Annotated in this window: 22 protein-coding genes; 10 read left to right on the top strand and 12 right to left on the bottom strand. The window is 42.8% G+C overall.

The window, feature by feature from the left end:
- Nucleotides 1-78: 78 nt before the first annotated feature.
- The 3 genes from CYL31_RS13285 to CYL31_RS13295 form a co-directional block, all read right to left on the bottom strand.
- Complete coding sequence (locus tag CYL31_RS13285) at nucleotides 79-957, bottom strand: alpha/beta hydrolase (RefSeq protein ID WP_249411579.1); 879 nt, start codon at nucleotides 955-957, stop codon at nucleotides 79-81.
- A 217-nt stretch (nucleotides 958-1,174) separates the two neighbouring features.
- The gene (locus CYL31_RS13290; protein ID WP_212915688.1) at nucleotides 1,175-1,801 is read right to left on the bottom strand and encodes a LysE family translocator; all 627 of its coding nucleotides are present in this window, start codon (nucleotides 1,799-1,801) and stop codon (nucleotides 1,175-1,177) included.
- A complete protein-coding gene (locus tag CYL31_RS13295) occupies nucleotides 1,798-2,571 on the bottom strand; it encodes a YqcI/YcgG family protein (protein ID WP_206610566.1) in 774 nt (257 codons plus the stop codon). Before CYL31_RS13295 ends, CYL31_RS13290 begins: the two co-directional genes overlap by 4 nt.
- Nucleotides 2,572-2,689: 118 nt before the next feature.
- Here CYL31_RS13295 and CYL31_RS13300 point away from each other — a divergent pair, with 118 nt between their 5' ends.
- Nucleotides 2,690-3,595: a LysR family transcriptional regulator gene (locus CYL31_RS13300; RefSeq protein ID WP_212915689.1), complete on the top strand. Its 906-nt coding sequence runs from the start codon at nucleotides 2,690-2,692 to the stop codon at nucleotides 3,593-3,595.
- Between the two features lie 120 nt (nucleotides 3,596-3,715).
- Here CYL31_RS13300 and purU read toward each other — a convergent pair whose 3' ends face one another.
- From purU to CYL31_RS13325, 5 genes are all read right to left on the bottom strand, one after another.
- The gene (gene purU, locus CYL31_RS13305; protein WP_212915690.1) at nucleotides 3,716-4,582 is read right to left on the bottom strand and encodes a formyltetrahydrofolate deformylase; all 867 of its coding nucleotides are present in this window, start codon (nucleotides 4,580-4,582) and stop codon (nucleotides 3,716-3,718) included.
- A gap of 104 nt (nucleotides 4,583-4,686) precedes the next feature.
- Entirely contained in the window at nucleotides 4,687-5,340 is a 654-nt protein-coding gene (locus CYL31_RS13310) for a sarcosine oxidase subunit gamma (protein ID WP_212915691.1), read from the bottom strand.
- Nucleotides 5,333-8,365 carry a sarcosine oxidase subunit alpha gene (locus CYL31_RS13315; protein WP_212915692.1) on the bottom strand — a complete coding sequence of 1,011 codons (3,033 nt, stop codon included), beginning with the start codon at nucleotides 8,363-8,365 and terminating at the stop codon, nucleotides 5,333-5,335. Before CYL31_RS13315 ends, CYL31_RS13310 begins: the two co-directional genes overlap by 8 nt.
- Nucleotides 8,366-8,377: 12 nt before the next feature.
- On the bottom strand, nucleotides 8,378-8,671 hold the full coding sequence (locus CYL31_RS13320) for a sarcosine oxidase subunit delta (RefSeq protein ID WP_212915693.1): 294 nt from the start codon (nucleotides 8,669-8,671) through the stop codon (nucleotides 8,378-8,380).
- 32 nt (nucleotides 8,672-8,703) lie between these two features.
- Entirely contained in the window at nucleotides 8,704-9,957 is a 1,254-nt protein-coding gene (locus CYL31_RS13325; RefSeq protein ID WP_212915694.1) for a sarcosine oxidase subunit beta family protein, read from the bottom strand.
- 396 nt (nucleotides 9,958-10,353) lie between these two features.
- Here CYL31_RS13325 and CYL31_RS20845 point away from each other — a divergent pair, with 396 nt between their 5' ends.
- Nucleotides 10,354-10,485 (top strand): hypothetical protein, encoded by a 132-nt coding sequence (locus tag CYL31_RS20845; protein WP_283248207.1) that lies wholly within the window; start codon nucleotides 10,354-10,356, stop codon nucleotides 10,483-10,485.
- 70 nt (nucleotides 10,486-10,555) lie between these two features.
- Here CYL31_RS20845 and CYL31_RS13330 read toward each other — a convergent pair whose 3' ends face one another.
- Together CYL31_RS13330 and CYL31_RS13335 are read right to left on the bottom strand one after the other, a co-directional pair.
- The gene (locus CYL31_RS13330; protein WP_212915695.1) at nucleotides 10,556-10,981 is read right to left on the bottom strand and encodes a gamma-glutamylcyclotransferase family protein; all 426 of its coding nucleotides are present in this window, start codon (nucleotides 10,979-10,981) and stop codon (nucleotides 10,556-10,558) included.
- A gap of 15 nt (nucleotides 10,982-10,996) precedes the next feature.
- Complete coding sequence (locus tag CYL31_RS13335; protein WP_212915696.1) at nucleotides 10,997-11,887, bottom strand: LysR substrate-binding domain-containing protein; 891 nt, start codon at nucleotides 11,885-11,887, stop codon at nucleotides 10,997-10,999.
- 81 nt (nucleotides 11,888-11,968) lie between these two features.
- Here CYL31_RS13335 and CYL31_RS13340 point away from each other — a divergent pair, with 81 nt between their 5' ends.
- Nucleotides 11,969-12,640 carry a LysE family translocator gene (locus CYL31_RS13340; protein ID WP_212915697.1) on the top strand — a complete coding sequence of 224 codons (672 nt, stop codon included), beginning with the start codon at nucleotides 11,969-11,971 and terminating at the stop codon, nucleotides 12,638-12,640.
- Between the two features lie 110 nt (nucleotides 12,641-12,750).
- Here CYL31_RS13340 and CYL31_RS13345 read toward each other — a convergent pair whose 3' ends face one another.
- Complete coding sequence (locus tag CYL31_RS13345; RefSeq protein WP_212915698.1) at nucleotides 12,751-13,956, bottom strand: MFS transporter; 1,206 nt, start codon at nucleotides 13,954-13,956, stop codon at nucleotides 12,751-12,753.
- A 127-nt stretch (nucleotides 13,957-14,083) separates the two neighbouring features.
- On the opposite strand from CYL31_RS13345, the gene CYL31_RS13350 reads away from it, so the two are divergent.
- From CYL31_RS13350 to CYL31_RS13360, 3 genes are all read left to right on the top strand, one after another.
- Nucleotides 14,084-15,070 carry an AraC family transcriptional regulator gene (locus CYL31_RS13350; protein ID WP_212915699.1) on the top strand — a complete coding sequence of 329 codons (987 nt, stop codon included), beginning with the start codon at nucleotides 14,084-14,086 and terminating at the stop codon, nucleotides 15,068-15,070.
- A 115-nt stretch (nucleotides 15,071-15,185) separates the two neighbouring features.
- A complete protein-coding gene (locus CYL31_RS13355; RefSeq protein WP_212915700.1) occupies nucleotides 15,186-16,250 on the top strand; it encodes an FAD:protein FMN transferase in 1,065 nt (354 codons plus the stop codon).
- Between the two features lie 96 nt (nucleotides 16,251-16,346).
- Nucleotides 16,347-16,943 (top strand): hypothetical protein, encoded by a 597-nt coding sequence (locus tag CYL31_RS13360; RefSeq protein ID WP_212915701.1) that lies wholly within the window; start codon nucleotides 16,347-16,349, stop codon nucleotides 16,941-16,943.
- A 134-nt stretch (nucleotides 16,944-17,077) separates the two neighbouring features.
- On the opposite strand, the gene CYL31_RS13365 is transcribed toward CYL31_RS13360, so the two are convergent.
- Nucleotides 17,078-18,706, bottom strand: coding sequence for a methyl-accepting chemotaxis protein (locus CYL31_RS13365; protein WP_212915702.1), 1,629 nt, complete (start codon nucleotides 18,704-18,706; stop codon nucleotides 17,078-17,080).
- 609 nt (nucleotides 18,707-19,315) lie between these two features.
- On the opposite strand from CYL31_RS13365, the gene CYL31_RS13370 reads away from it, so the two are divergent.
- From CYL31_RS13370 to CYL31_RS13385, 4 genes are all read left to right on the top strand, one after another.
- Entirely contained in the window at nucleotides 19,316-20,812 is a 1,497-nt protein-coding gene (locus tag CYL31_RS13370) for a sensor histidine kinase (protein ID WP_249411580.1), read from the top strand.
- A 14-nt stretch (nucleotides 20,813-20,826) separates the two neighbouring features.
- Nucleotides 20,827-21,252, top strand: coding sequence for a response regulator (locus CYL31_RS13375; protein WP_212915703.1), 426 nt, complete (start codon nucleotides 20,827-20,829; stop codon nucleotides 21,250-21,252).
- Nucleotides 21,253-21,265: 13 nt separating this feature from the next.
- Nucleotides 21,266-22,984: a GGDEF domain-containing response regulator gene (locus CYL31_RS13380; protein WP_212915704.1), complete on the top strand. Its 1,719-nt coding sequence runs from the start codon at nucleotides 21,266-21,268 to the stop codon at nucleotides 22,982-22,984.
- Between the two features lie 256 nt (nucleotides 22,985-23,240).
- Nucleotides 23,241-24,524 (top strand): 2-hydroxycarboxylate transporter family protein, encoded by a 1,284-nt coding sequence (locus CYL31_RS13385; protein WP_212915705.1) that lies wholly within the window; start codon nucleotides 23,241-23,243, stop codon nucleotides 24,522-24,524.
- The last annotated feature ends 24 nt before the right edge of the window (nucleotides 24,525-24,548 follow it).

Below are 24,548 nucleotides of genomic sequence, written 5' to 3' on the forward strand. Positions count from 1 at the left end.
TGTATGTGTTTACTTAACTGATTAATGTCCATTAAAAGATTTCAACGCTATCCTGACCAAGCAAAATGTCAGTACACTTTAATCTTCCACTTTTTCCGCATTCGCACCGTGGCGCTGAAAGAAATCCGTCACGTCATCTAAAATTGGTGCTTTGCTTTTCAAAAACCACACAAGACTAGACACCATATCGGCATGGCCAACACTTTGGTAGATTTTACTTTCCACGCTGCCCTGCTCAGCATGAATTTTTGCGATTAACTTATCCATATTGCTTTTGCCTACGATAGTATCGTCAGCGCCCCAAAGCAGTAACATTGGCGGCTCTTTGCCATCAATAAACGTGGTTACTTGCATGTTTGGGTAGTTTGCAGGTGGGCCAAACATGTCCTTATAGTCGTCTTCGTAAGGCACAAAATCATAGGGGCCAGATAAGCCAGCAAAGGCATTGGTAATAGATGGCGTTAAGCCTTCGGCTTGCAAATACTGCTTATCCGCAACCACCATGGCGCCAATGTGCGCACCAGCGGAATGTCCCGCTATAAACAAGCGTTTAGGGTCGCCCTGATATTCGGCGATATGACGATAGGTCCAAGCAACCGCTTTGGCACCGTCTTCAACAAAGGTCGGAAATTTTACCTGCGGGTATTTACTGTAATCGGCAATCACAATGATATAGCCTTTTTTCGCAAAGGCTTCGCCTACAAAGGGATACATGTCTTTTGAACCATCCTTCCAGCTGCCACCATAGAAGAAGACAACAACAGGAAGAGATTGACCCGAAGAATGAGGCGGGACATAAACATCTAACTTCTGCCAAGGCTCAGCGCCATAAGCGATATCTTTTGTCGTTTCGGTATCACTGAATGCATTAGGTAAATTGGCAACGCCTAACCCTACTTTGGTACAGGCAACGAGCAATAAAGAACTCAGCGCCACACACACTTTTGCTATCCTCAAAATTGACCTCTTGCTTCTCTTAAAATGAACTCAATTAAAATGATACGCAGCGGATAGGAAAATAGACCAATATTTGCTCTAGGACGGCTCAACTAGTTCATAAGTGATGAGTTTATGCTTGAACTCAGGGACTACTTCAATAAATAACCCAACACACGTTTCTGCCCCCAACCTGACCCCTTAGAAGAAACACTAACAGACATTCCATCCATCTAAATCAATCAAGCCCCACCATTTCATAGATATTATATATCACCCCTAAAACTGCTATAACTAAAAGAAATAAAGACGACAAGATCTCCATCCCCTTATTATGCTTATTCGGAAGCCACCGTTTCACAATAAGAATATAAAGAGAGAGCACCGTAATATCAAAAATCATCCAGACAATAGAAAGAGTAAAAATACTTGTACTAAAATCATTTGTAATGGCAATGAATTGGGGAAACAGCGAAACGAAAAACAGAATATCTTTAGGGTTCGATATACCTGTTATGAAGCCTTGAAGCATTCCACTCTTACTTGAACCCGCATTTTTTTCGTCATTTTTAGCTACAGTGGATATGGTTTGTAAGCTTTGAATAGCCATATAACCAATAAAACATGAGCCTATGACTCCCAATACTCGCAGATAAAAAATATCTAATGAGACTACGCCAATCAACATCAGTGCTGCAAAAAAAATCAACACGAATGAGGCTAAGTTCGTGCCTACCACAGTAGCAAAGGCTCTTCGGTATCCAAAACGAATTGCCGTACCCGTAACAAGAGCAACAACCGGACCGGGTGTTAGAAGCAATATTAGAATTGCAAATATGTATGCCATTAACAGTGCTAAGTTCATAAGCTATTTTCTTTTTTTTGAATATGAAGAGGACAGCGAGATCTGGAATTAGAATCATGCTCATTTAGAATATATTGCTTCCATTCTAAGTTATCAGAGTCTCCATAAAACCCTAGTTCTGCAGGAACAATTCCTCCATTATAACTATCAACTCGATGACGTATTTTTTCTCTGATATTTCTTCCTTTAGGTGTTTTATGACTTGCTAAAACATCAAAATGCTCCCGAGGGTTAATAACGAATACTACATGCCTCCCAAGATTCCTGCTTTTCAGTTGAGTATGACTTGGGCAACTCACATTAATAAATAGTTCGACTCCACCAAAGCAAAAAGACCATTCAGAATTATCAGTTTCTGTCGGAATCGTTTTTGGCCATGGGGAGATATCATGATCATGCATTTCTTGTATTCGATTCCATGCGAAATCATGTTCATCAGTTAACTTTTTAAATTCGTTTTCTTTGAATACAATCAATAATGGGCTATACAACCGATCTTCTAGTTCAGTATTAGCGATACTTTGCGTAAACTCAGTTAAAGCTCCAACCATCTCAACAATCGTTTTTTTTTCCCCAATAAAGGCAAAACGAAGGGAATTTTTTCTACAAGCATTTCGACCAAAAAAGCAGGGAAAAGCGTTATCTTCAAGACATGTCATAATGTTTCTGAATGCTTCAACTCGCCAATCTTCACTTATAGATAAAAACTTCTGATCCTGTATTATTTTTTTTAAATCTGACTGAATTACTATTTTTCCATTACTTAACATTTTTTTCCCTGCATCCATTCATTTAAACGAGCATATTATTCAATACTTAAAACGCTGTTGAAAAACGGAAAAAAATAAAGCTAAATGTGAATAAAACTCAACATTGGATAAATTCCCTATGTCACTACCACCACTATATGCACTTCGCGCCTTCGAAGCCGCGGCTCGATATGGCTCATTTACTAGGGCTGCGGACCACCTAAATCTAACAACGGGAGCCATTAGCAAGCACATTCGCACGCTAGAAGTATGGTTTGGATGTGAACTATTTAAACGGAAAGGCCCTAAAGTTGAAGTAACAAGTGCTGGTAGCTCACTCGCTGGGCAGATTAGTGAAGGATTCAATTATCTAGAAAGAGCGTGCTCAGAATTTCGCAGTAGCCATAATGAAATTCGACTAAAAGCACCTTCTACTATTACGATGCGCTGGTTGCTAGATAACTTACATACCTTTCATGAAGATAATTCAACACATAAGATCGAAACCACCAGCGTTTGGATGGATATTGATACCGTTAATTTTAGTAAAGAACCCTACGACTGTGCGATCCTTTTAGGGAATGGGGTGTTTGGTCAGGACACAGAATGCGCACTGCTTTTTCTAGAATGGCTAATACCAATATGCGCTCCAAACATGAAAGAGATTGCTCACAACAATCTAGAGAACTGCTCTCTGATTCACCCATCACCAGATAAGAGAGATTGGAGACGATGGCTCAAAGGCACTCAAAAACACCCCGATTTACATCTTGCACAAGGCAAAATATTTGACACCTTAGAACAAGGCAATATGGCTGCTATGTGTGGACATGGTGTTTCAATAGGAGACTTACTGTTAAGCGCTGATACGATTAATAATGGATTATTAGCCACACCGTTTAATGAAGCTATCGCAACCGGAGATGGCTACTATTTAGTTTGGCCAAAAGGAACAACTAAGAAAAAGCTGATCGATCAATTATTTATTTACCTAAAGCAGCGAACACCAAATACCCCTTCTGGCGACATTGTTTTTCTTATATAACAAACCATCCTAAGCAACATGCCACACTAAAGAACAATTTTGAATACTGAATTTTAAACAAAAAAAGCCGCTCCCCGGAGCAGCTTTTTACTTGCACTAATCTGCTGCTAGATAAGCAGACTACCCACCAAATACCACGGTGCGTTTACCATTCAAGAAAACACGCTTTTCAACGTGACATTTCACCGCGTTAAACAAGGTAACACGTTCGATGTCTTGCCCTTTCGCGATCAAGTCTTCTGCGTAATGCGCATGGTTTACTACCTGAATACCTTGGGAAATAATTGGACCTTCGTCGAGATCATTGTTAACATAGTGAGCCGTCGCACCGACCATTTTCACGCCTTTTTCCCAAGCTTGGTGATAAGGGCGAGCGCCTTTAAAGCCTGGCAATAAAGAGTGATGAATATTGATTGCTCGGCCATCTAGGTATTCGCACATGCTTGGAGAAAGCACCTGCATGTAACGTGCTAATACCACCAATTCAGTGTCATATTTTTCAATCAAGTCACGAACTTGCGCTTCTTGCTCTAGCTTAGTTTCAGCGGTAATAGGCAAATGGTAATAAGGAATACCATGCCATTTAGCAAGGTCTTCTAAATCAGGATGGTTGGAAATAATGACAGTAACATCAATATTCAATTGCCCAGTACGAAAACGGTATAATAAGTCATTCAAGCAATGATCGTATTTCGACACCATGATCGCGACTTTTGGTTTGTGGTTTGGTGCGGTTAACGACCAATCCATATTAAATTCAGCAGCGCGTTCTGCGAACTCAGTTTTAAACACGTCTTCATTGAAATCAGCATGTTGTGGCAAAAATTCTATGCGGATAAAAAAACGACCTGATTCGCGGTCATCAAAAGAGTGAATTTCATCAACATAGTTACCGGCTTGCGCCATGTATCGAGTTACTACGTCGACCGTTCCTATTATGCTTGGGCAGCTAGCAGTAAAAATCCAAGGCGCGGTTTTTGATTTCATAAAATAGTCTCTTATTATCTTAAGTTTTTTACGTCACGAAAACGGCTGACCACTAGAAAGTGGCCAACCAAAACCGTGAATTAACACAAGTGAATGAGAAAAAGTTACGCTTTTACCAGTAGGCCATATTCTCGACTCGCGTCCTGAATCCATAACCAGAGATAGTCTGCAAAGCTACGACGTACAACCAATTCAAATTTGTCGTCAGCCAGACGACAAATAGTCGCCCCACTTTTAGCAAATACCGTAGACACAACTTTACCAACAGGGAATTCACTCGCATGTAAATCCACCGGTGTAGACTTTTTCAACATATCAACAACATGACTGCCAGATACATCGAAAATGGTTGTGCCGCCACTAATATTCACTAATGCATAATGTCCAGTAAGCTTTTCTTGGAATTGAGTTTCTATTTCAAAAGCCTGCTCACCCGCCACAATAATGAGCCACTCATCGGGAGACATCCAACGCACTGAAATCGCGTCAGTCGTTACTGAAGTCAACGGCTGCATTGGCAAAGCCACACCCAATAAAGATTCAATCACTGCTAGTTGCTCTGCTGAAGGTGCGCAACGTAGAGTTAACAGCCCTTTCAATTTACGCTCATGAAAGTGCACGCCACCTTGCTGCGGCCCTTTCTTAGCAATACTAGCAAGATCAGAGTGATGCAGAGGGCTTTCACCTACAATAGCGCCTGTTGGAAGTTGATCTGTCACCAACTTCCCTTCCATTGCTTCTACTGTGACATCAGACATTTTGACGCTCCCCTTTTGGATCTAAAAATACTGGACTGCAAATTTCAGCTTCAATAACACGGCCATCTGCCAATGGATAAAAGACTCTCTCACCCATTTTATTTAAGCCACCTTTTACAAAACCCATTGCCACAGAACGATTCAAGTTCGCGCTCCAGTAACTTGATGTCACATGACCAACCATTGGCATTGGAATTGGCGCCTTCGGATCAAGTACACCTTGCGCACCTTCTGGTAATACTGCTTTAGGATCTATCGTTTTCAAGCCAACAAGCTGTTTTCGATTCTCACGAACACAGTCTTCACGCTGCATACCGCGCTTACCGATAAAGCTAAATGGTTTTTGCATAGAGACAGCCCATGACATGCCTAGATCAAACGGATGTACGGAACCATCAGTGTCTTGACCTGCAATGATAAAGCCTTTTTCTGCACGCAAGATGTGCATAGTTTCCGTGCCATATGGTGTTAAATTAAATTCTTCACCATGTTCAAATAGTGCCTTCCAAACATGTAAGCCATAGTTGGCTTGTACGTTAATCTCAAAAGATAACTCACCAGTAAAGGAAATACGGAACACACGGGCTGGTACGCCAGCAACCGTCATAGGCTTCCAATCCATGAAGGCCATATTTTCTTTTGACACATCATAATCCGTCAGTTTTTCTAACAACTTACGGCTATTCGGGCCAGAAATTGTCATGGTTGACCAATGGTCCGTCACACTATTGAAATACACTTCCAATTCAGGCCATTCAGTTTGATGATAAATTTCTAACCAAGACAGAACGCGTGCAGCACCGCCAGACGTGGTAGTCATTAAGAAATGATTTTCCGCCAAACAAGATGTCACACCGTCATCAAATACCATGCCGTCTTCACCACACATCAAGCCATAACGACATTTACCTACTGGTAATTTCGCCCATGCATTGGTGTAAACACGGCCAAGGAACTCACGAGCATCTTTACCTTGGATATCAATTTTACCCAATGTAGAGGCATCCAATATCCCTACAGACTTACGAGTCGCTAAACATTCACGATCCAATGCTTGTTGCATCGTCTCGTTGCCTTTAGGGTAATACCAAGCACGCTTCCATTGCCCCACATCTTCAAACTTCGCGCCGTGCTCAACATGCCAAGCATGCATTGCCGTATAGCGTTCTGGGTCGAACAACTCACCGCAATCGCGTCCTGCAATCGCACCGAAAGTAACTGGTGTGTAGTTAGGACGGAAAATAGTCGTACCTGTTTGAGGTATCGTTTGATTGAGCATTTTTGCCGCAATCGCCATACCATTGATGTTACCCAACTTACCTTGATCCGTACCAAAGCCCATGGCGGTATAACGCTTAACGTGCTCGATAGACTCAAAACCTTCACGACACGCTAATTCAATACCTGCTGCTGTGACATCATTTTGATAATCGACAAACTGCTTAGGCGCTTTTGATGTTGGTTTTGTATGTGGAATATGGAACAAAGCCATGGCTTTGCCCTCTTCGACGACTTCAGTTTCTGGCAATGCCACGTCTGATTTAGCTAATCCCAACTGAGACAAGGCATCAGATGCAACTTTCACACCTTCAGACAAAGCTTGTGCGGTAGAAAACGCACCATTAATCGCACCTGCAGTTAATTGCTTCTGATAGGTAGCACCTGGCGTAAAACCTAAAATTTCATCATTCCACACTGGACGAGCGCCCGTATGACAAGACAAGTGAATAACCGGACTCCAGCCACCTGAACTTGCTACCGTGTCCGCCGCCATCTTAATGATAGGACCGACAACCGCATCGCCCGCATCGTTCAATGGTGCAATAGATACACCCGATACGCGCTTGCTGCCATGTGCTTCAATGACACCAGAACCAACAATGATACTGATACCACGGTCACGTGCTGCATCCACAAAGGTACCTTGAGGATTCTTGCGAGAATCAACAATCGCCACCACATTGCGACCAGCATCATGCCAATCTAACGCTGCGCGGTAAGCATTGTCATTGGAGGTCATTAGTACTAGATCTTTACCAGGAGCCACGCCATAACGATTGATGTAAGTCGACACAGCATTAGCGACCATGCAACCAGGCACATCATTGTTACCATAAACCAAAGGACGCTCATGAGCACCGGTCGCTAAAACAACCCATTTCGCTCGTACACGATGCAAACGCTGAGCAATTTGACCATTCGGCGCACGGTCTGCAAACTGGTCCGTACAATGCTGCTGAATGGTTAAGAAGTTATGATCGTGATAACCATTCACCTGAGAATTAGGCAGCATCAATACATCATCAAAACCAGACAACTCTTGAACCACGTCCTTGACCCATTCTGTCGCAGGCTTACCGTTAAGCGTTTCTTTGCTGCTTAACAAGCTACCACCAAACTCGCTTTGCTCATCAGCAATAATCACTCGAGCGCCAGAGCGAGCCGCTGTCAATGCGGCCATTAAACCAGCTGGACCAGCACCCACGATTAAGAGATCACAATGTTGGTTCATCTTGTCGTAGATGTCTGGATCATTTTCTTTTGGTGCGCGACCAAGACCTGCTGCTTTACGAATATAAGACTCGTACGTTTCCCACATGGATTTTGGGTACATGAAGGTTTTGTAGTAAAAACCTGGCGGCATCATTTTCCCACCAATTTTCCCCACTAACCCCATCAAATCCATTTCAACATTCGGCCAACCATTAGTGCTGCTAGCCACCAGACCAGCATACAAAGACTGTTGAGTCGCTCGCACGTTTGGAATTTGCGTCGCCTCAGTAGAACCAATTTGCATGATCGCATTTGGCTCTTCAGCACCAGCGGCAACAATGCCACGCGGACGGCTGTATTTAAAACTCCGGCCGATAATATCAACACCATTCGCCAACAAAGCGGACGCCAGCGTATCACCGTCAAAGCCTTTATATTGTTTGCCATTGTAGGTGAAAGTTAGCGGCTTAGAGCGATCAATACGTCCGCCTTCTTGAAGACGATTAGACTGCTTACTCAAATCTTGTGTCATGTTATCCCGCCTCTATTTCGCTTCGTCGGCTACAACTGATGGTTTTTCGCCCACCTTGTAGACTTCTTTGATTTCGTAAGTTTGGGTATTACGAGTGATGTTAAAAAATTTACGACAACCTGCCGCATGCACCCAAAGCTCGTGATGTATTCCTCGCGGGTTAGCACGGAAATACATGTATTCACCCCATTCCTTATCCGTGCAGGCATCTGGATCTAGTGGTCGTGCTATATGCGACTGTCCTGCCGCGTGGAACTCTTCTTCCTCACGGTATTCGCAACAATGCGGGCAATAAATATGAAACATGGTAACTCTCTCCTTATTCGGTATTAGCCCGTTTAGTGTGCTACGCCAGCCGCGCCGTGTTCATCTACAAGGGCGCCATTATGGAAACGGAACATAGAAAAAGGTTTTGCCAACGGATGCATTTCACCCTTCGCCAAAGATGCAGCAAACACATGACCTGAGCCTGGTGTCGCTTTAAAACCGCCCGTTCCCCAACCACAGTTAAAATACAAATTCTTCACTGGTGTTTCACTGATAATCGGACAAGCATCTGGACAGGTATCAACGATACCGCCCCACTGACGATTCATACGCACACGGCTAAAGACTGGGAACATTTCCACAATTGCCTGAATCGTATGCTCGATAGTGGAATAAGAACCACGCTGACCGTAGCCGTTGTAGCCATCTATACCAGCGCCGATTACCAAATCCCCTTTGTCAGATTGCGACGCGTAACCGTGTACTTGGTTAGACATAACAACCGTATCTAGAATTGGTTTAATTGGTTCGGACACTAGAGCTTGTAAAGGATGAGACTCTAATGGCAGCTCGAAGCCACCCATCTTCGCCAATACACTGGAATTACCAGCCACCACGCAACCTACACGATCGGCACGAATCTCGCCGTAACGGGCAGTACGCACACCAACAACAGTTCCATCTTCAATGATCAAATCTTCAACTTCTGTTTGTTGGATCAGATCCACACCATGAGCATCAGCGCCACGGGCAAAACCCCAAGCAACGGCATCGTGACGAGCAACACCTGCACGTGGTTGCCAAGACGCCCCCATAACGGGATAACGCGCACGATCAGAACAATCCAATACAGGCACAATTTCTTGCACTTGTTTCGCGTCTAATACTTCGCCATCAATACCGTTTAATCGATTGGCATTCACGCGACGTTCAATATCGCGCATGTCTTGCAAAGTATGACCAAGGTTCAAACAGCCACGCTGAGAAAACATCACGTTGTAGTTCAAATCCTGTGACAGACCTTCCCATAACTTCATCGCGTGTTCATACAAATGAGCCGCTTCGTCCCACAGATAATTAGAACGAACGATTGTGGTATTTCGAGCTGTGTTACCACCGCCAAGAAAGCCTTTTTCAATCACCGCGACATTGGTGACACCAAACTCTTTCGCCAAGTAATACGCCGTCGCCAAACCGTGGCCGCCGCCACCGACGATGATCACATCGTATTTCTTTTTCGGGGTTGGATTACGCCACACCCGCTGCCAATTCTCGTGATGGCTAAAACTGTGCTTTAACAACCCAAAGCCGGAATAATGCTGCATCAGATCAGCTCCTTAGATAAATAATCGCTTCAACGATTATCGTGGTGTGTTTAAAAAAGGTTGCAGCGTCTTAGTCTGCCAAGACGCCGTAGATTAAGCGTTCACCGTGATAATAGAGATAAAGATTTCTACCCTAATGCTTGGAAGCGTCCAGCGAATGACAATTTACGACAGAGAGGATGACGGCTTTGGATATGGCAAAGAATTACATTGAGATGGAAAGACAAAAGCCTAATTTAAAGCTTCTTATTTAGGGCTTTCTAGAGGAAAAGTTTTGCTAACTACATTTGTTAAATATAGTTACAGGTTAAATACACATACCGTTGAGCCATACTTTATTTTTATCAGCTATATTCAAATAGAACATTATTTAAAAAAACTACTGGAGAGTACTAAATGGGAATCAAACCAGGTCCAAAACCAATTGCAAAATCAACAGGAAAAGAAGATAAAAGGCAGAGAGTAACCCCTGAAAACAAACCAAAACACAAACCGCTCAAGGTTCATAAGCACGAAAAAAATGACTGATCTAAATAAGCTCTAGGATGAACAACCTAGAGCTTTTAACATGAACCAATATGCACTTACTAAGACATAACTATTCAACTGCCACACGGCTACGATAAAGCACCGCATGCTCAAGGCCATACTCACCAGCTAACTCTTGCATCACCTGAACATCTTGCAACATTTCGGGTGGTTTTCCGTATGCGAGAACCGTAATTTCGTCGCCTGATTCCAAGCAAACAACAGGCAGGCTAACTTTGCGATAACCATCTACCGCCGTAATTCTTTCCAATGTGTCCATCTCGGCTAAAACGTCATCCGTCACATCAAACACCTGCCCTTTCACAGGATGCCCTTCACCTTCCTTCAACACCAACCAAGGCGAAAACCGCTCGCCTACAAGATATAAGGGGTAACGTGCTTTGGTTGCAAACTCCCCGCGGTAGCGAATACCTTTATTCGTTTTAAAATTAGGGAAACCTTCCTTCAAGGTTCCAAATACAAACACTTTAGGCATCTAGTTTGCTCCTTTTTAGCGAGTAATTTGCCCTATTAACCAATTAACAAATGCCTCAATTCTCAGATCTTTCTTCGGGTCATCCAACGTTAGTATCGCGTAATCATATCCTGTAGATTGCATACCTAATGGTGCAATAAGCCGCTGCGCCTTTAAGTCATCTTCTACAAGCGGAATAGAACCAATTGCCATACCTAATTGTTCTTGTGCGGCCTGCAAGGCATAAAAGAAATGATCAAAATACTGCTCATTTTTTGAGGCCAGGTTTTCCATTCCATTAACCTGTTTCCAGTCATTCCATGCATTAGGCCGAGTACGACTGTGTAGCCAACTAGCCTTGTTTACATCTTTCTGAACACCATCCCAATAAACTTTAGAACACACAGGGCCAGCTGATTCAGCACAAAGTGTCGTTACTTGATAATCTTCATGAAAGCCAAAGTCCATGCGTCGAATCGCAATATCACAATTTTCCGATAAGAGATCAATCGGACCACCCGCCATCCTAAGGTCTATATTCAATTCTGGACATAATTCCCGAAAAGTCCCCAAACGTGGCATTAACCAACGCATCGCTAAACTGGGTTCGCACGACACAGTAAGAAATGGCGATGAGCTATCATGCCGATGGATTTCTTCCACTGTATGACTCAGTGCATCTAACGCTTCAGATGTGGTTTTTAACAATCTTTGCCCAGCTGACGTGAGATACACTCGTCGATTACGCCGAACAAATAACTGCACACCAATACGGTCTTCTATTTGCGCAACCGCTCGACTAATCGCACCGTGAGTTAAATGAAGCTCTTGAGCCGCACGAGAAAAGCTTTGATGGCGCGCTGCTGCTTCGAACGCAGTCAATGCGCCCAAAGGAGGTAGTCGTCTTTTTATGTGACTATTACTCACAATATCTACCATTAATTATCGATTTTATTAATTTCCCCATTCATCCATGCTCTTATTATTCACAGATGAGAGTATCTTACCATGTTAAATATCGACCAATTTGAGTTATATTCCGTTGCCATTATCACGCTATTGGCTGTTATGAGCCCAGGGCCAGATTTTGCAATGGTATCAAAAGTCTCACTATTAAAAGGACGACGAGATGGCATTTTATGCGCCATCGGAATAAGCGCTGCCATCAGTGTACATTTAGCCTATACACTCTTGGGACTGGGGATTGTGTTTGCAAATAATATTTGGGTTCTGAATACCTTGCGCTATCTCGGCGCCATGTACCTTATTTGGCTAGGCATTTCTGCCTTATGGCCCGATATAAAGGCAATCATTTTGGGCTCAAAACTCAGGAAGAGGAAAACATCGGAGCTATCAAAAAAAGAAGACTCGCCTCAAAACAAAGTATCTAAACACAGCTCTGCATTTTGGTCTGGTTTTGCCTGTAACGCACTCAACCCAAAAACCATGTTGTTCATCGTATCCTTGTTTAGCCAAGTTATTTCTACTGATACCTCTTTATTGATGGAGCTTGGTTATGGCGCTTATATCGCTTTAGCGCATTTTCTCTGGTTTGCACTGGTCGCATGTTTACTCACGTCAGCCAGAATCCAACAAAAAGTACTGATTTTTAAGATATGGATCGAGCGGGTGACAGGTTTACTAATGGCATCACTCGGATTGCGATTATTAATAGACTGACCTTTAAACACTAATACCCAATGAATAAAAAAGCACCCTGACTATTAACAATATAATCAGAGTGCTTTAATCATTAGGCTAATGATTTTTATAGATAGGCGTTTTTTAGATCAAATGCTTTTTGCAACTGCCGTGGGTTTAGTTCTCAAGCCGATTGAGACAAACAAGGAAGCCGCCAGAAGTATCAAAGCAGCGATACTAAAGACACCCAACGCACCACTTGTATCAAACACCAATCCACCCGCTGCGGCACCGGTAGCAATCCCTACTTGAATAGCAGCAACTAAAAGTCCACCACCGCTTTCGGCTTCGTCCGGCACACTACGCGTGATCCAAGTCGACCAACCAACAGGCACGCCACCAAACGCCATACCCCAAATCGCTACCAATACAGCGGTTGGAGCAACAGCGCCCTGAATGCTAACCATCCCTATTCCTGCTAAGCCAATGATCAATGGTGCAACAGTTAAGGTAAGACGCAGAGATCGCGCAATTAACGCACCAGCTAGGTGAGTCCCAATGAAGTTCGCCACACCAAAGCCCAACAAAATGCCAGAAATACCAGCCGTAGCAACGCCTGTTACGTTTTCAAGAAAGGGTCGGACATAGGTGAATAATGCGAAGTGACCTGTAAAAATAAGCACCAGCATTATTAGGCCAAACTTCATTCTCGGTCGATTCATTACTGCTATTAATGTACCCAATGTCGCTCGCCCACGTGGCGGCATTTTCGGCAAGGTCGCAAACTGGACAAAAAGAACCAGAACGCCTAGTAAAGCGACAAGCCAAAAGACATTGCGCCAGCCAATAGTACCACCAAGGTAACTTCCAAGCGGCGCCGCAAAAATCGTCGCAGCTGACACACCACTAAACATAATAGCCAGCGCACGAGGAATGTCTTTATCGGGAACCAAGCGCATAACGACAGCGGCCGCCATAGTCCAGAAACCACCAAGCGCGATACCAAGTAATACCCGACCAGCCAGCAGCAAGAAGAAGTTCGGAGCAAGCGCAACCAAAGCGCTTGAGATAATTAATAACACAGAGAAGCCCAGCAATACGTATCGACGATCTATTCTGCGGGTCACGGTAGCCGTTAAAAGGCTGGCGACAACCGCCAAAATAGCAGTAGCCGAAACCGCTTGGCCAGCCATGCCTTCGGTAATGGAAAGGTCTGACGCCATCGGAGTAAGAAGGCTAGCAGGCAAAAACTCTGCCGTAACTAACCCAAAAACCCCTAACGTCATGGCTATCACAGCCCACCAAGCAGGCGTTTCTTTTGTCTGCATGGATGGCTCATTTACGGTATTCGTCATTGAAAATCCTCTGGATATAAATGTTTGTACATTGCCTATCGAACAACATGCAGAGAAGAATAATATGGACAGTCCAGACGATATATACCAATATATCTTAAATTTATACCATTTCGTCCGGAGCATTATGCAACCTTCTTTACCAACTAGCCAATTCAATGAAAGCCGACACGACATGGTAAACGAGCTTCTGTCGGGTGTTCGCCTTAAAGGCCTTGAATATCGGCGTGTCGAAATTTCAGCACCATTCGGCCTGCAATATGGAGAAGGAGCCGATACAAAATTGGCGTACTTTCATTTTATTGGCCAAGGTTCAGTATTACTTCGAACCAAGAGTGGTGCAGTACACAAACTTGCCTGTGGTGATGCTGTATTGCTGCCTTGTGCTGGAGCGCACGATATTTATAGCGAAGACGGCGTGCCATTAGTCAGTATCGATGCCTTTGAAAAAGTATCACTGTGTGATGCCTCCTCTGAAATCCGTGCTTGTGATACTGAAATCTGTAGATCAAAAGACAACTATATTTTCAGTTGTGCGATGGAGTTCAACTTAGGCTGGCTTCATCCACTAGCCCATTTGAAGCCCGAAGTCATGCATATTGAAACCGTGCCCGATTATGACCCTCAAATCCCGGCCATTCTTGATGTCATGACCAAAGAACTAAAAGCCAAACGACCTGGATACAGCGTCATTTTAACAAGGCTTGCCGATGTCGTGGCCGCTGCGATTTTACGTCGTTGGGTAGAAGTTGGATGCGATGTGTGTGGCTGGGTTGAAGCCATGCGCGACCCCAAATTGGCACAGGTTTTATCCGCCCTACACCATGACCCAGGTCGACAATGGTCGGTCGCGGATATGGCTTCCGAAATGGGCGTTTCACGGTCTGTCTTTGCTGAGCGCTTTACCGAATTAACCCACTCCACACCACAGCAATACCTAGGCAATCTGCGCATGCGACTCGCAAGCCAATGGATCAGCCAAGACAACCTGAATCTTGACGAAATCGCAGATCGCCTTGGCTATAGCTCAACAGCATCTTTTAGTCGGGCCTTCAAACGAATGACAGGCATCTCCCCCGGCGCCGTTAGAAATGGCCTGCTTCCAGAGCTTTGAAAACAAAAGTAGAACAACAAAATGCACATAAGTGTGGATGATAAGCTGGTTAATAGAGTTGATCATAATCCACTGGTAAACTTACTGAATTTACTTTTCATAGGGCTAAAATAATATGTCAGCTTCAATAAAATCAGGTTTGAGTGTGACCAAGATCACGGGATTTAGCACGCTATTGATGACGACTTTCTTAGTGGGTTGCAGTGAACCACCAAAACTTGAAACGGTGGAAGGTTATGCCCAAGGCACAACCTATCAAATTAGCTTTTGGTCCGAAGACGAAGTTCCAGTCGCCGAGGTACAAGCTGCGTTTAACGATACGCTTGCGAAGATTGATAAAGAGCTTTCCACTTATCGTCCAGATTCCTTCATTTCCGAGTTTAACCGCAGCCCTTCCGTTGGCTGGCAACCAGTATCCGAAGATTTTGTTGAGCTAGTGAAAATTGCCCAAGACATACACGCTAAATCAGAAGGCTGTTACGATCCAACTATAGGGCCTTTGTTCGATTTATGGGGCTTTAAGACCGACAAACTTCATGTGCCAACACCAGAGGAATTAACCGCCCTAAAATCTGAACTTGGGATAGAGAAGATAGAGGTCGACGAAGAAAATATGCGCGTACGCAAAACACGTCCTTTTTTGCAGCTTGATTTTTCTTCCATGGGCGAAGGCTACACCATTGGCAAGTTAAGTCATGTATTAGAATCCAAAGGCTACGATAATTACATGGTGCAATTTGGTGGCGATATGAAAATCAAAGGACGCAAGCCTAATGGTGACAAATGGCGAGTCGCGATCCAAAGCCCTATTCCTTCTGCTGACGGCGCACCAAAAGTCTATAAAGTCATCACAGTGAAAAACGAAGATGGCGTCACTCTTGATACATCAGGCACTTATAACCGCCACTTCGACGATAACGGCGTAGAGTATTCCCATATCATTAATCCAAGTACAGGAAAGCCGATTACACACGACCTTGTCTCAGCGTCGGTATTTGGTACTGATCCAAGGATCAGCGATGCATGGGCAACAACTATGCTTTGCCTTGGCCCAGTTGAAGGTGCAAAAATCGCCAAAAATGAAAACCTAGAAGTCTTCTTCATCGAAAGAAAAAGCGACAAGTTGGTGAACTCCAGCAGTGCCGCTTTGCTAAAAACAGACAGAGTGAAATTTGATTAAAAAGCAAGCAGGTGTAATGCTTGTTACTACTGCTCGCCTTATGCGAGACTATTTTAATCATATATTGAACTGACAATTTCGTAAGGAAAAAGTGCTATGGAAAAGCTTGTATTGGTAAGCCTAGTTTCTGTACTAATGGCTGGCTGCGTAGGCAATGAAAGCTACACCAAAATTGGGAATTATTTCAAAGGCAGCGACGAAAGCCCTGTTACAGAAGTCGAGGATACCGAGAGCGAAGGTAACGACACAGAAAACAATCCTAACGATATCGAAAAAGTATATAACGCCACCGTGACGACCAGTGACCTTGAAGGCTCTTGGAGAAAGCCATGTGGGCACGTAGAAGGTGAAGCGCACTATGATATCGTGACCGTATCCTTCAGTCGTAGCGAATTCACCACCGATATCAAAAACTACATTGATGCTGGCTGCACTAGCCCCTTACCAGGGGCCCCGAACCCTACATCACTTAGCAAATTTACATTGGGGAACGGCATTATGCTGAATGATGGCACAATCGTCACCGAAGTAGATAGTCGCACTATGCGATATGATGGCGCCCACTTCTACCCTGAAGAATACAACATCATTTATATCAATAACGACAATCTCTACACTGGAGCTGATGACCAAGATACGTTACAGAGACCAACCAGACTCGACTCTAAGCGTCCATTCCATAGAATAAACTAGCGTACAGGCAGCCATTATTGCTACTTGCCTTTCATTAATTCGTTAATACTTAGGTAAAACAAAAAGACCGAATAGCAAACTACTCGGTCTTTTTAATATCATTTCATGTTAGTTACAATCTAACAGATATAACGTTACGACTTAAGCAGTTTGAAACGTTTCGTTAATCCATTTAAGTTTTCTGCTAGTCGTGCAAGGTCTAAACTCGCTGCACTGGATTGATTTGCCCCAGCAACCGCTTCGTTTGCAATATCACGAATAGCCAGTAAGTTTTTATCTACTTCACGTGCAACTAAAGCTTGCTCTTCTGCCGAGCTGGCAATAGCAATATTCTGATCATTGATACGAGAAACAGACTCGGCAATAGCTTTTAGTGCATCACCTGACAAGTTAGCAATATCCAATGTCGCATTGGCCTTGTCATGGCTACGTTGCATTGAGCTTACCGCAACATCTGTTCCACTTTGTACTGACTGAATCATTTTCTCAATGTCTTTTGTCGACTCTTGAGTACGATGAGCCAAGGCACGCACCTCGTCTGCAACAACCGCAAAACCTCGACCAGTTTCACCAGCACGAGCCGCCTCAATCGCCGCGTTTAATGCCAGCAAGTTCGTTTGATCTGCGATACCACGAATGACATCCAATACTGAGCCAATACTGCTAACTTGCGCTGCTAAATCATTCACACCTTGAGTCGTAGTTTTTAATTCTGTCAGTAAAGACTGAATAGTTTTTATGGTTTGCTGAACCTGATCTCGACCTAGTTCAGCGCGCTCATCAGCAATATCAGAGTCTTTCGAAGTAGAGACCGCATTACGCGCCACATCTTCAACAGCTGATGTCATTTCAGTTACCGCAGAAACAGCCAACTCTAACTGCTCGTTTTGCTGGTGCATGTCTTGAGTCGATTTTTCCGTAACAGTACTAAGCTCTTCTGATGTAGAAGCCAACTGAGTCGCCGCATCTTGAATATCGTTAACAGTTGTAGATAGTTGTTCGATTGTTGTATTGAAGTGACTCGCTAACATACCTAATTCGCTGCGAGAGACATTATCTAAACGAAAACTTAAATCACCACCTGACAAACGCGTCATGGCATTTTGAATGTACCCGACCTGCTGAGTTAATGTTCGTGTTATATAGAAAGCCACAATACAGACCATCACTACAATAACAGCTGCAGAGATAGCAAGAATAGAAATAGACTCTTGATAAACCATGTCGCCATTCTTACTTGCTAGGTTGGCGCCTTCCGTATTCACTTCAGAAAGTTTTAACAATACATCCGAGTACTGATTATATTTCATTAAAGACTGCGACATAAATAAAGATCGAGCAGCCTCATCTTCATTCTGTCTTGATAAATTAAGTAATTGATTTTGAATACCTAAATAGTTTTTGTATTCTTGCTCAAACTGCTTTAATAATGACGTTTCTTCTTGGCTAGAAGACATCGCTCTATAGCTATCAATAGACTTAGCAATTTTAGACTTCAAGTCTTCAATCTCTTTCTCAGCTTTCGCCTGCTCTTCTTGCATATGAGAAATAATATGAACCGCTTCAGCATTACGCAAATCTGCAGTCTGAGTGTTAATACGCTCAACTAAACGCACTGATGGCAACCAGTCTTCAGAAATGACTGTCGACTGACTATTAATGTTGTTCATTCGAGTGAAAGACAACACAACGATCATGATTAAGCCTAAAACAATCAATCCATAGCTAGAAAAAAGCAATACACTTAACTTAATGTTTTTCATTAATTTTTCATAACTCCATTTAATAAACCACTACTATTAACCAATAAGATTTAGGACTTAAATCTTTAAAACATTACTGGCAAAACGCAACTCATCTTCATTTAAAAAATGAAGAAACAACATTTCATAAAACGAAAGCATGCTAGCGTTTATTAATGCAGTATTCAATTGGCAAAAACTCTATTTACGATCACTCAACATGTTTTTTTTGTAACTTTTTCATCACTTTTTTTAACAAATGTTACTCTATTTAGGTTTGATGTAATTTTGCTATATTACAGTATATTCAAGTAAAGAAAGTATCTCGTAAAAGGTGCCTTTCGAAATATAGCAACGATAAGTGACGTTTACTCTGAGAGCCCCGAAAGGCATAGTCTAGAAGCTAGGACAGAAGGACTTGCTCATACCTTACCAAGAGATGCATACCGCAAAATCAGACAAACTTGCATCTACTAGCGTTTCCAAAAAACACAACCAAAATTACACTTCGTTTTTCACGCCATCATATTGTAATAGATGCTATTTTTAACAAATCTAATAATTAGGTTAATTGCTGTTCTTTCATTCCTAGTCTATCTATATATAGAGTCTTCTTTACAATTGGAATGCATGATGGATCATAATGAAGCCACTAATAACAATAACCCGATACAGAACAAACAGTTGGCAGAAAATGCTTTTTTACAGCAATTAGTTACCTGCTTACCTATGGGTGCCATGGTGGTCAATACTGACGCTAAAATCTTATTTATCAATGAAACACTTTCCGAAATATTAGGTTATTCATCAGAAGAGCTATTAGGGGAAGATATTGATTTTTTACTCCCTATCGAGTTTCAAGCAAACCACAAAAAGCTCATGATGCAATTCTTCAGTCAGCCTCGTAAACGCCAAATGGGAGTTGGACAGGCTCTCTATGCACGCAAAAAAGATGGAAAACATATTCCAATTGAAATTGGCTTAAACCCAATAGAACAGGGAGATCAAACTTTTGTCTTGGCAACCTTGATTGACCTCACGACAAGACAACGAGCAAGTAATATGTTCCAACGCTCAATTCAAGATGCGCCTCATGGTGTACTGGTCATTGATGCTGACGGCATTATACATTTAACAAATAGTGCACTGTGCCAGTCCTTTGGCTATACCTCTGAGGAATTAATAAATCAGTCGATGGATATGCTTCTGCCACAACGCTATCGCAAACATCACAACCATTTACGTCATACTTTTCACAAAAGCCCAACACCAAGAATGATGGGCGTGGGTCGAGATCTTACCGCCTTACATAAGGACGGACGGGAATTTCCTGTTGAAATAGGGCTAAGCCCATTTGAAGACGAAGAAGACAGCGAAATGGTGCTTGTTTCTTTATTGGACATTACCAAGCGCAAACGTTTAGAACAGGAGCTACGTGAAACCAACACCAATTTAGAAGAGTTTACTTACGTTGCCTCTCATGACTTACGCTCTCCACTAAGAGGCATTGCAGATTTATTAGAATGGGTTAAAGAAGATATTGGTGAAGATCCCTTGCCTGATGTGACACGAAACCTTGAGCGTATCAGCGTTCGTATTCAGCGCATGGAGCAGCTAATAGATAATTTATTAGCTTATGCTAGAGCAGGAAAAGTGGAGTCCAACACACAAGATATTAATGTAAATACTCTATTCGACAATATATTCGAACTCTTGGAAGTCCCAAAAGGTATAACAATTTCCCGTGACATCCAACTTGAATATTTCACTTCGGTATGGACACCTCTCGAAACCGTCATGCGCAACCTTATTAGTAACGCTATAAAGCATCATGACCAAGATACTGGCTCCATTGCCATTGGCTGTGTTGCTGAAAACAACCTTTGTCATTTTACGATTTGTGATGATGGACCTGGTATTCCAGAAGCCGCATTCACACGTATTTTTCGCCTATTTCAAACTGTGACATCTAATGAGCGCAGCGGCACAGGAATTGGTTTATCAGTCAGTCGGCGTTTGGTAGAAACACATGGAGGACGTATAGGTGTTGAAGCAAATAAGCATCAACGAGGCGTCACTTTCCATGTCTGGTGGCCTAGATTTTTAAGGAAAGATACTCATATCTAAAAGGAAAGACACTCATGATTAAAGAATTAAGTGTACTCATCGTTGAAGATGATGATGTAGCAGCAGAATCAATAACACGCAGCCTAAGAAAAGTAGCGCCAGATATAAACCTTGTTTTTGCAGAGCATGGCAAGGTTGCTATTGAAATTCTTGAAAACAGGCACCCAAGCAGAGCGTTGACAACGCCTTATGTGGTGTTACTGGATTTGAATATGCCTGTCATGAATGGTTTTGAGTTTTTAGAGTATGTACGTGACGACCCAAGCCTACAAGATACTGTCATCTTTATCCTTACTACCTCGAATGATGACAATGATCGTTCGCGAGCTTACGACAATAATGTAGCAGGCTATATGGTCAAGTCTGCTGTGGGACCACAATTTGCAAAACTTGCCGCTTTAATGGATGCCTATAGAAATGCTGTTGAGCCCAATCGCTAGGTCTGGAGAAATCATGGAAGTATTAGAAACCAATGAAGGTCACGTTCTAAAACTCTTAATTGTCGACGATGATGATGTCGATCGCGAACGCCTGCGTAGAATGCTGTCTAAATCCGATATAGAAACCAATATTTCAGAAGCATCATCGGTTGAGGACTCTATGAATTTCCTCAGTAACAATGACTACGACTGCGTTATTGTTGACTATCGCTTAGGGCTAAATTCTGGGCTTACTCTACTCAATAACATACGCACCAAAATGGATAGCCACTGCGCAGTGATCATGGTAACAGGCTTAGGCGATGAAGAAGTCGCCGCTGAAGCAATGCGACTTGGTGCCAGTGATTATCTGCTAAAGAGCCAATTACAAAGCCCTCAGCTCATACGCGCTATTATTAGCTCTATCCATCGGGCCGAGTTAGAAAAAAAACTGCACGATATGGCTCATTATGACAACTTAACAGGATTGGCAAGCCGCCCTTTGCTACTCGAAAATTTACAGCAAGTTATCCTCAATCAAAATGCCGCAGCTGTCGCCTTTCTTGATTTAGATAATTTTAAACCTGTAAATGACAATTATGGTCACGATACAGGCGACTATGTACTAGTTACCATTGCAAATCGGCTAAAGCAGATACTTCGAAAAAGCGACACTCTAGCCCGAATCGGTGGTGATGAGTTTGTTTTATTACTTCGTGATGTTAACTGTAGAGAAGAATGTGACGGTTTTCTCAACCGCCTTATTGAATTAGTCAACACTCCCATCGAATTAGCGGAATTTGACTGCCAAGTTCAAGTATCAGCAAGTATTGGTGTAGCTCTAGTATCCAACGATAGCCTAGATGCAGATACTATTTTACGCAGAGCTGATCAAACCATGTATCAAGCAAAAAACATGGGAAGAAATAATATTATATTTTTTGATCCTGAAGAAGAGCGACGCCAATATGCTCGACGAACAATGTTGCAGGCAGCTGAAAGAGGTATTTTACGAAATGAATTTGTTCTTCATTATCAACCTCAAGTAGACATGCTGAATCATAAGTTAATAGGAGTTGAAGCTCTCATTCGTTGGAACCATCCTACTATGGGCTTTCTCTATCCGGGTGAGTTTTCAGAGGTATTGGAGCATCCAAATACAGGAATTTTAATCGGTGAATGGGTTTTACAAGAAGCTCTTAGACAACACGTCTTATGGCAAAAAAATGACTTAGTTGTCAGCGTCAATATTGCCCCAGCCCACTTACTTAGCAAAGGCTTCGCTCAACGCCTGGGTCAATTATTAAAAAATATTCCCAATACCAATCCCAGTTTATTAGAACTTGAAGTGCTAGAAACTGTTTCAATTTGTGATATTAACAATGCAGTTGAAGTGGTAAAAGCTTGCTGTGAATTAGGGGTTCATGTAGCACTAGATGATTTCGGGACAGGTTATGCGTCACTTAGCTATTTAAAACAACTTCCACTAAACACGTTAAAAATCGATAAAAGTTTCGTTCAGAACATTTTATCAAACCAAGAGGATCGCTCTATCGTCGCTTGTGTTGTTGCGCTCAGTAAAGCGTTTAACTACCACCTAATTGCTGAGGGGGTTGAGTCTCTTGAACACGTGCAAGCACTTATTGACATGGGCTGCCTACGGGGTCAAGGGTACTTTATTGCCAAACCGATGGCTGCAGATAAAATGACAGCATGGATTCAATCGTACAGCCCAAAAAATAATATCCACTAATACCTTATCCAATACATACTTTTCTGATGCGCCACACCGTTTTTTCATAGTTAAAAAACGGTGTTTTGACGATGTACAGTAAATCAGATCATGACAAAACAAACTCGCAATTGTGCAAAATCCCACCAAAAAAACCCTTACAAAAGTTTCAAAACTGCTTTTTAGTTTCATTAAAGGAAAAGTAACTTCCGCTTAGAACGAAGGTTGGTAGACTGCGGCGAATAATCAAAACAAGCAGAAAAAAAGAGAGTCTACAATGATCACTAATGATGTAATGACGGTGCGAGATCAACGCACCAGTAAAATCATATTAGCTATTGCCGCTATCACTATTTTATTAGCCACCTTTGCAGGCATGATGCCCGGCGGAATGATAGGTGCCATAGGGATTATGGTTATTGTTGGCTTTATTCTTAATTACATTGGGGACAGAACACCGATTATCAACCAATTTTTTGGTGGCGGTGCCATCGTGGTTATTTTTGGTTCTGCTTATCTATTTCACAGCGGCCTATTCCCTTCTAGCGCAGAAAGTAATGTCACGACATTCATGAAAAGTGGCGGCTTTTTATCTTTTTATGTTGCCAGCTTAGTGACCGGCTCTATATTCGGTATGGATACTCAGACCCTTAAAAAAGCAGCGTTGAAGTACATTCCTGTCATTTTAGGATCGGCTTTCTTTGCTTGTATCTTCACAGGTCTAATTGGCATGCTGGTTAGCAAAAGCTTCTACGATTCCGTTATGCTGATCGCTCTACCTATTATGGGCGGTGGCATGGGTGCAGGTGCTGTACCTCTAGTTGAAATCATGTCTGGGAAAACAGGCATGAGTGCTGAATCTTTAATGTCTCAAATGGTTCCAGCACTAGCTATTGGTAACGCTATTGCCATTGTTATGGCGGGCTTGCTACACAAGCTTGGTCAAGTAGCACCTAGTCTTACAGGTAATGGCCAGCTAATTCGTGGTCAAAAAACAATAGAGGAAGAAGATCAAACAGCATCCTCTCTCAATATCACAACATTAGGTATTGGCGCTTTACTTGCGGTAAGCATGTATTTCCTTGGCACTTTGCTATCAAATTACATCAGCATGCACACATACGCTCTAATGATCCTATCTATTGCGATCATCAAAGTGTCTGGCATCATGCCAAAAGCATTAGAAGAAGCAGCGTTCTCTTGGTATAAATTTGTTGTAGGCAACCTAACGCCGGCATTGTTGGTTGGTATCGGTGTTGCTTATACCGATCTAAACCAAATTCTAGACGCTTTGTCTCCTATGTACTTCTTATTAGTTTTAATCACAGTACTTGGCGCAGTGTTTGGCGCTGGCTTGATTGGCTGGTTGATGGGCTTCTACCCTATCGAAGCGGCTATCACTGGCGGTCTTTGCATGGCTAACATGGGTGGTACAGGCGACGTAGCGGTTCTTGCAGCAAGTAAACGCATGGAACTAATGCCTTTCGCCCAGATATCTTCTCGAATTGGCGGCGCCTTTATGCTGATTCTTGCGACACTTGTAGTTCAAGCGATAGCGTAATATAGCCATCTTTCAAACTACCTA

The organism is Marinomonas sp. A3A (assembly GCF_018336955.1).
Lineage (GTDB): Bacteria > Pseudomonadota > Gammaproteobacteria > Pseudomonadales > Marinomonadaceae > Marinomonas > Marinomonas lutimaris.

What these genes read in the sequence shown, in the direction of transcription:
- CYL31_RS13295 (WP_206610566.1), bottom strand. Translation starts at nt 2,571, where the DNA reads ATGTTAAGTAATGGAAAAATAGTAATTCAGTCAGATTTAAAAAAAATA.
- purU (WP_212915690.1), bottom strand. Translation starts at nt 4,582, where the DNA reads ATGAAATCAAAAACCGCGCCTTGGATTTTTACTGCTAGCTGCCCAAGC.
- CYL31_RS20845 (WP_283248207.1), top strand. Translation starts at nt 10,354, where the DNA reads ATGGGAATCAAACCAGGTCCAAAACCAATTGCAAAATCAACAGGAAAA.
- CYL31_RS13310 (WP_212915691.1), bottom strand. Translation starts at nt 5,340, where the DNA reads ATGTCTGATGTCACAGTAGAAGCAATGGAAGGGAAGTTGGTGACAGAT.
- CYL31_RS13340 (WP_212915697.1), top strand. Translation starts at nt 11,969, where the DNA reads ATGTTAAATATCGACCAATTTGAGTTATATTCCGTTGCCATTATCACG.
- CYL31_RS13325 (WP_212915694.1), bottom strand. Translation starts at nt 9,957, where the DNA reads ATGCAGCATTATTCCGGCTTTGGGTTGTTAAAGCACAGTTTTAGCCAT.
- CYL31_RS13330 (WP_212915695.1), bottom strand. Translation starts at nt 10,981, where the DNA reads ATGCCTAAAGTGTTTGTATTTGGAACCTTGAAGGAAGGTTTCCCTAAT.
- CYL31_RS13385 (WP_212915705.1), top strand. Translation starts at nt 23,241, where the DNA reads ATGATCACTAATGATGTAATGACGGTGCGAGATCAACGCACCAGTAAA.
- CYL31_RS13375 (WP_212915703.1), top strand. Translation starts at nt 20,827, where the DNA reads ATGATTAAAGAATTAAGTGTACTCATCGTTGAAGATGATGATGTAGCA.
- CYL31_RS13360 (WP_212915701.1), top strand. Translation starts at nt 16,347, where the DNA reads ATGGAAAAGCTTGTATTGGTAAGCCTAGTTTCTGTACTAATGGCTGGC.
- CYL31_RS13350 (WP_212915699.1), top strand. Translation starts at nt 14,084, where the DNA reads ATGCAACCTTCTTTACCAACTAGCCAATTCAATGAAAGCCGACACGAC.
- CYL31_RS13370 (WP_249411580.1), top strand. Translation starts at nt 19,316, where the DNA reads ATGATGGATCATAATGAAGCCACTAATAACAATAACCCGATACAGAAC.
- CYL31_RS13365 (WP_212915702.1), bottom strand. Translation starts at nt 18,706, where the DNA reads ATGAAAAACATTAAGTTAAGTGTATTGCTTTTTTCTAGCTATGGATTG.
- CYL31_RS13290 (WP_212915688.1), bottom strand. Translation starts at nt 1,801, where the DNA reads ATGAACTTAGCACTGTTAATGGCATACATATTTGCAATTCTAATATTG.
- CYL31_RS13320 (WP_212915693.1), bottom strand. Translation starts at nt 8,671, where the DNA reads ATGTTTCATATTTATTGCCCGCATTGTTGCGAATACCGTGAGGAAGAA.
- CYL31_RS13300 (WP_212915689.1), top strand. Translation starts at nt 2,690, where the DNA reads ATGTCACTACCACCACTATATGCACTTCGCGCCTTCGAAGCCGCGGCT.
- CYL31_RS13380 (WP_212915704.1), top strand. Translation starts at nt 21,266, where the DNA reads ATGGAAGTATTAGAAACCAATGAAGGTCACGTTCTAAAACTCTTAATT.
- CYL31_RS13345 (WP_212915698.1), bottom strand. Translation starts at nt 13,956, where the DNA reads ATGACGAATACCGTAAATGAGCCATCCATGCAGACAAAAGAAACGCCT.
- CYL31_RS13315 (WP_212915692.1), bottom strand. Translation starts at nt 8,365, where the DNA reads ATGACACAAGATTTGAGTAAGCAGTCTAATCGTCTTCAAGAAGGCGGA.
- CYL31_RS13355 (WP_212915700.1), top strand. Translation starts at nt 15,186, where the DNA reads ATGTCAGCTTCAATAAAATCAGGTTTGAGTGTGACCAAGATCACGGGA.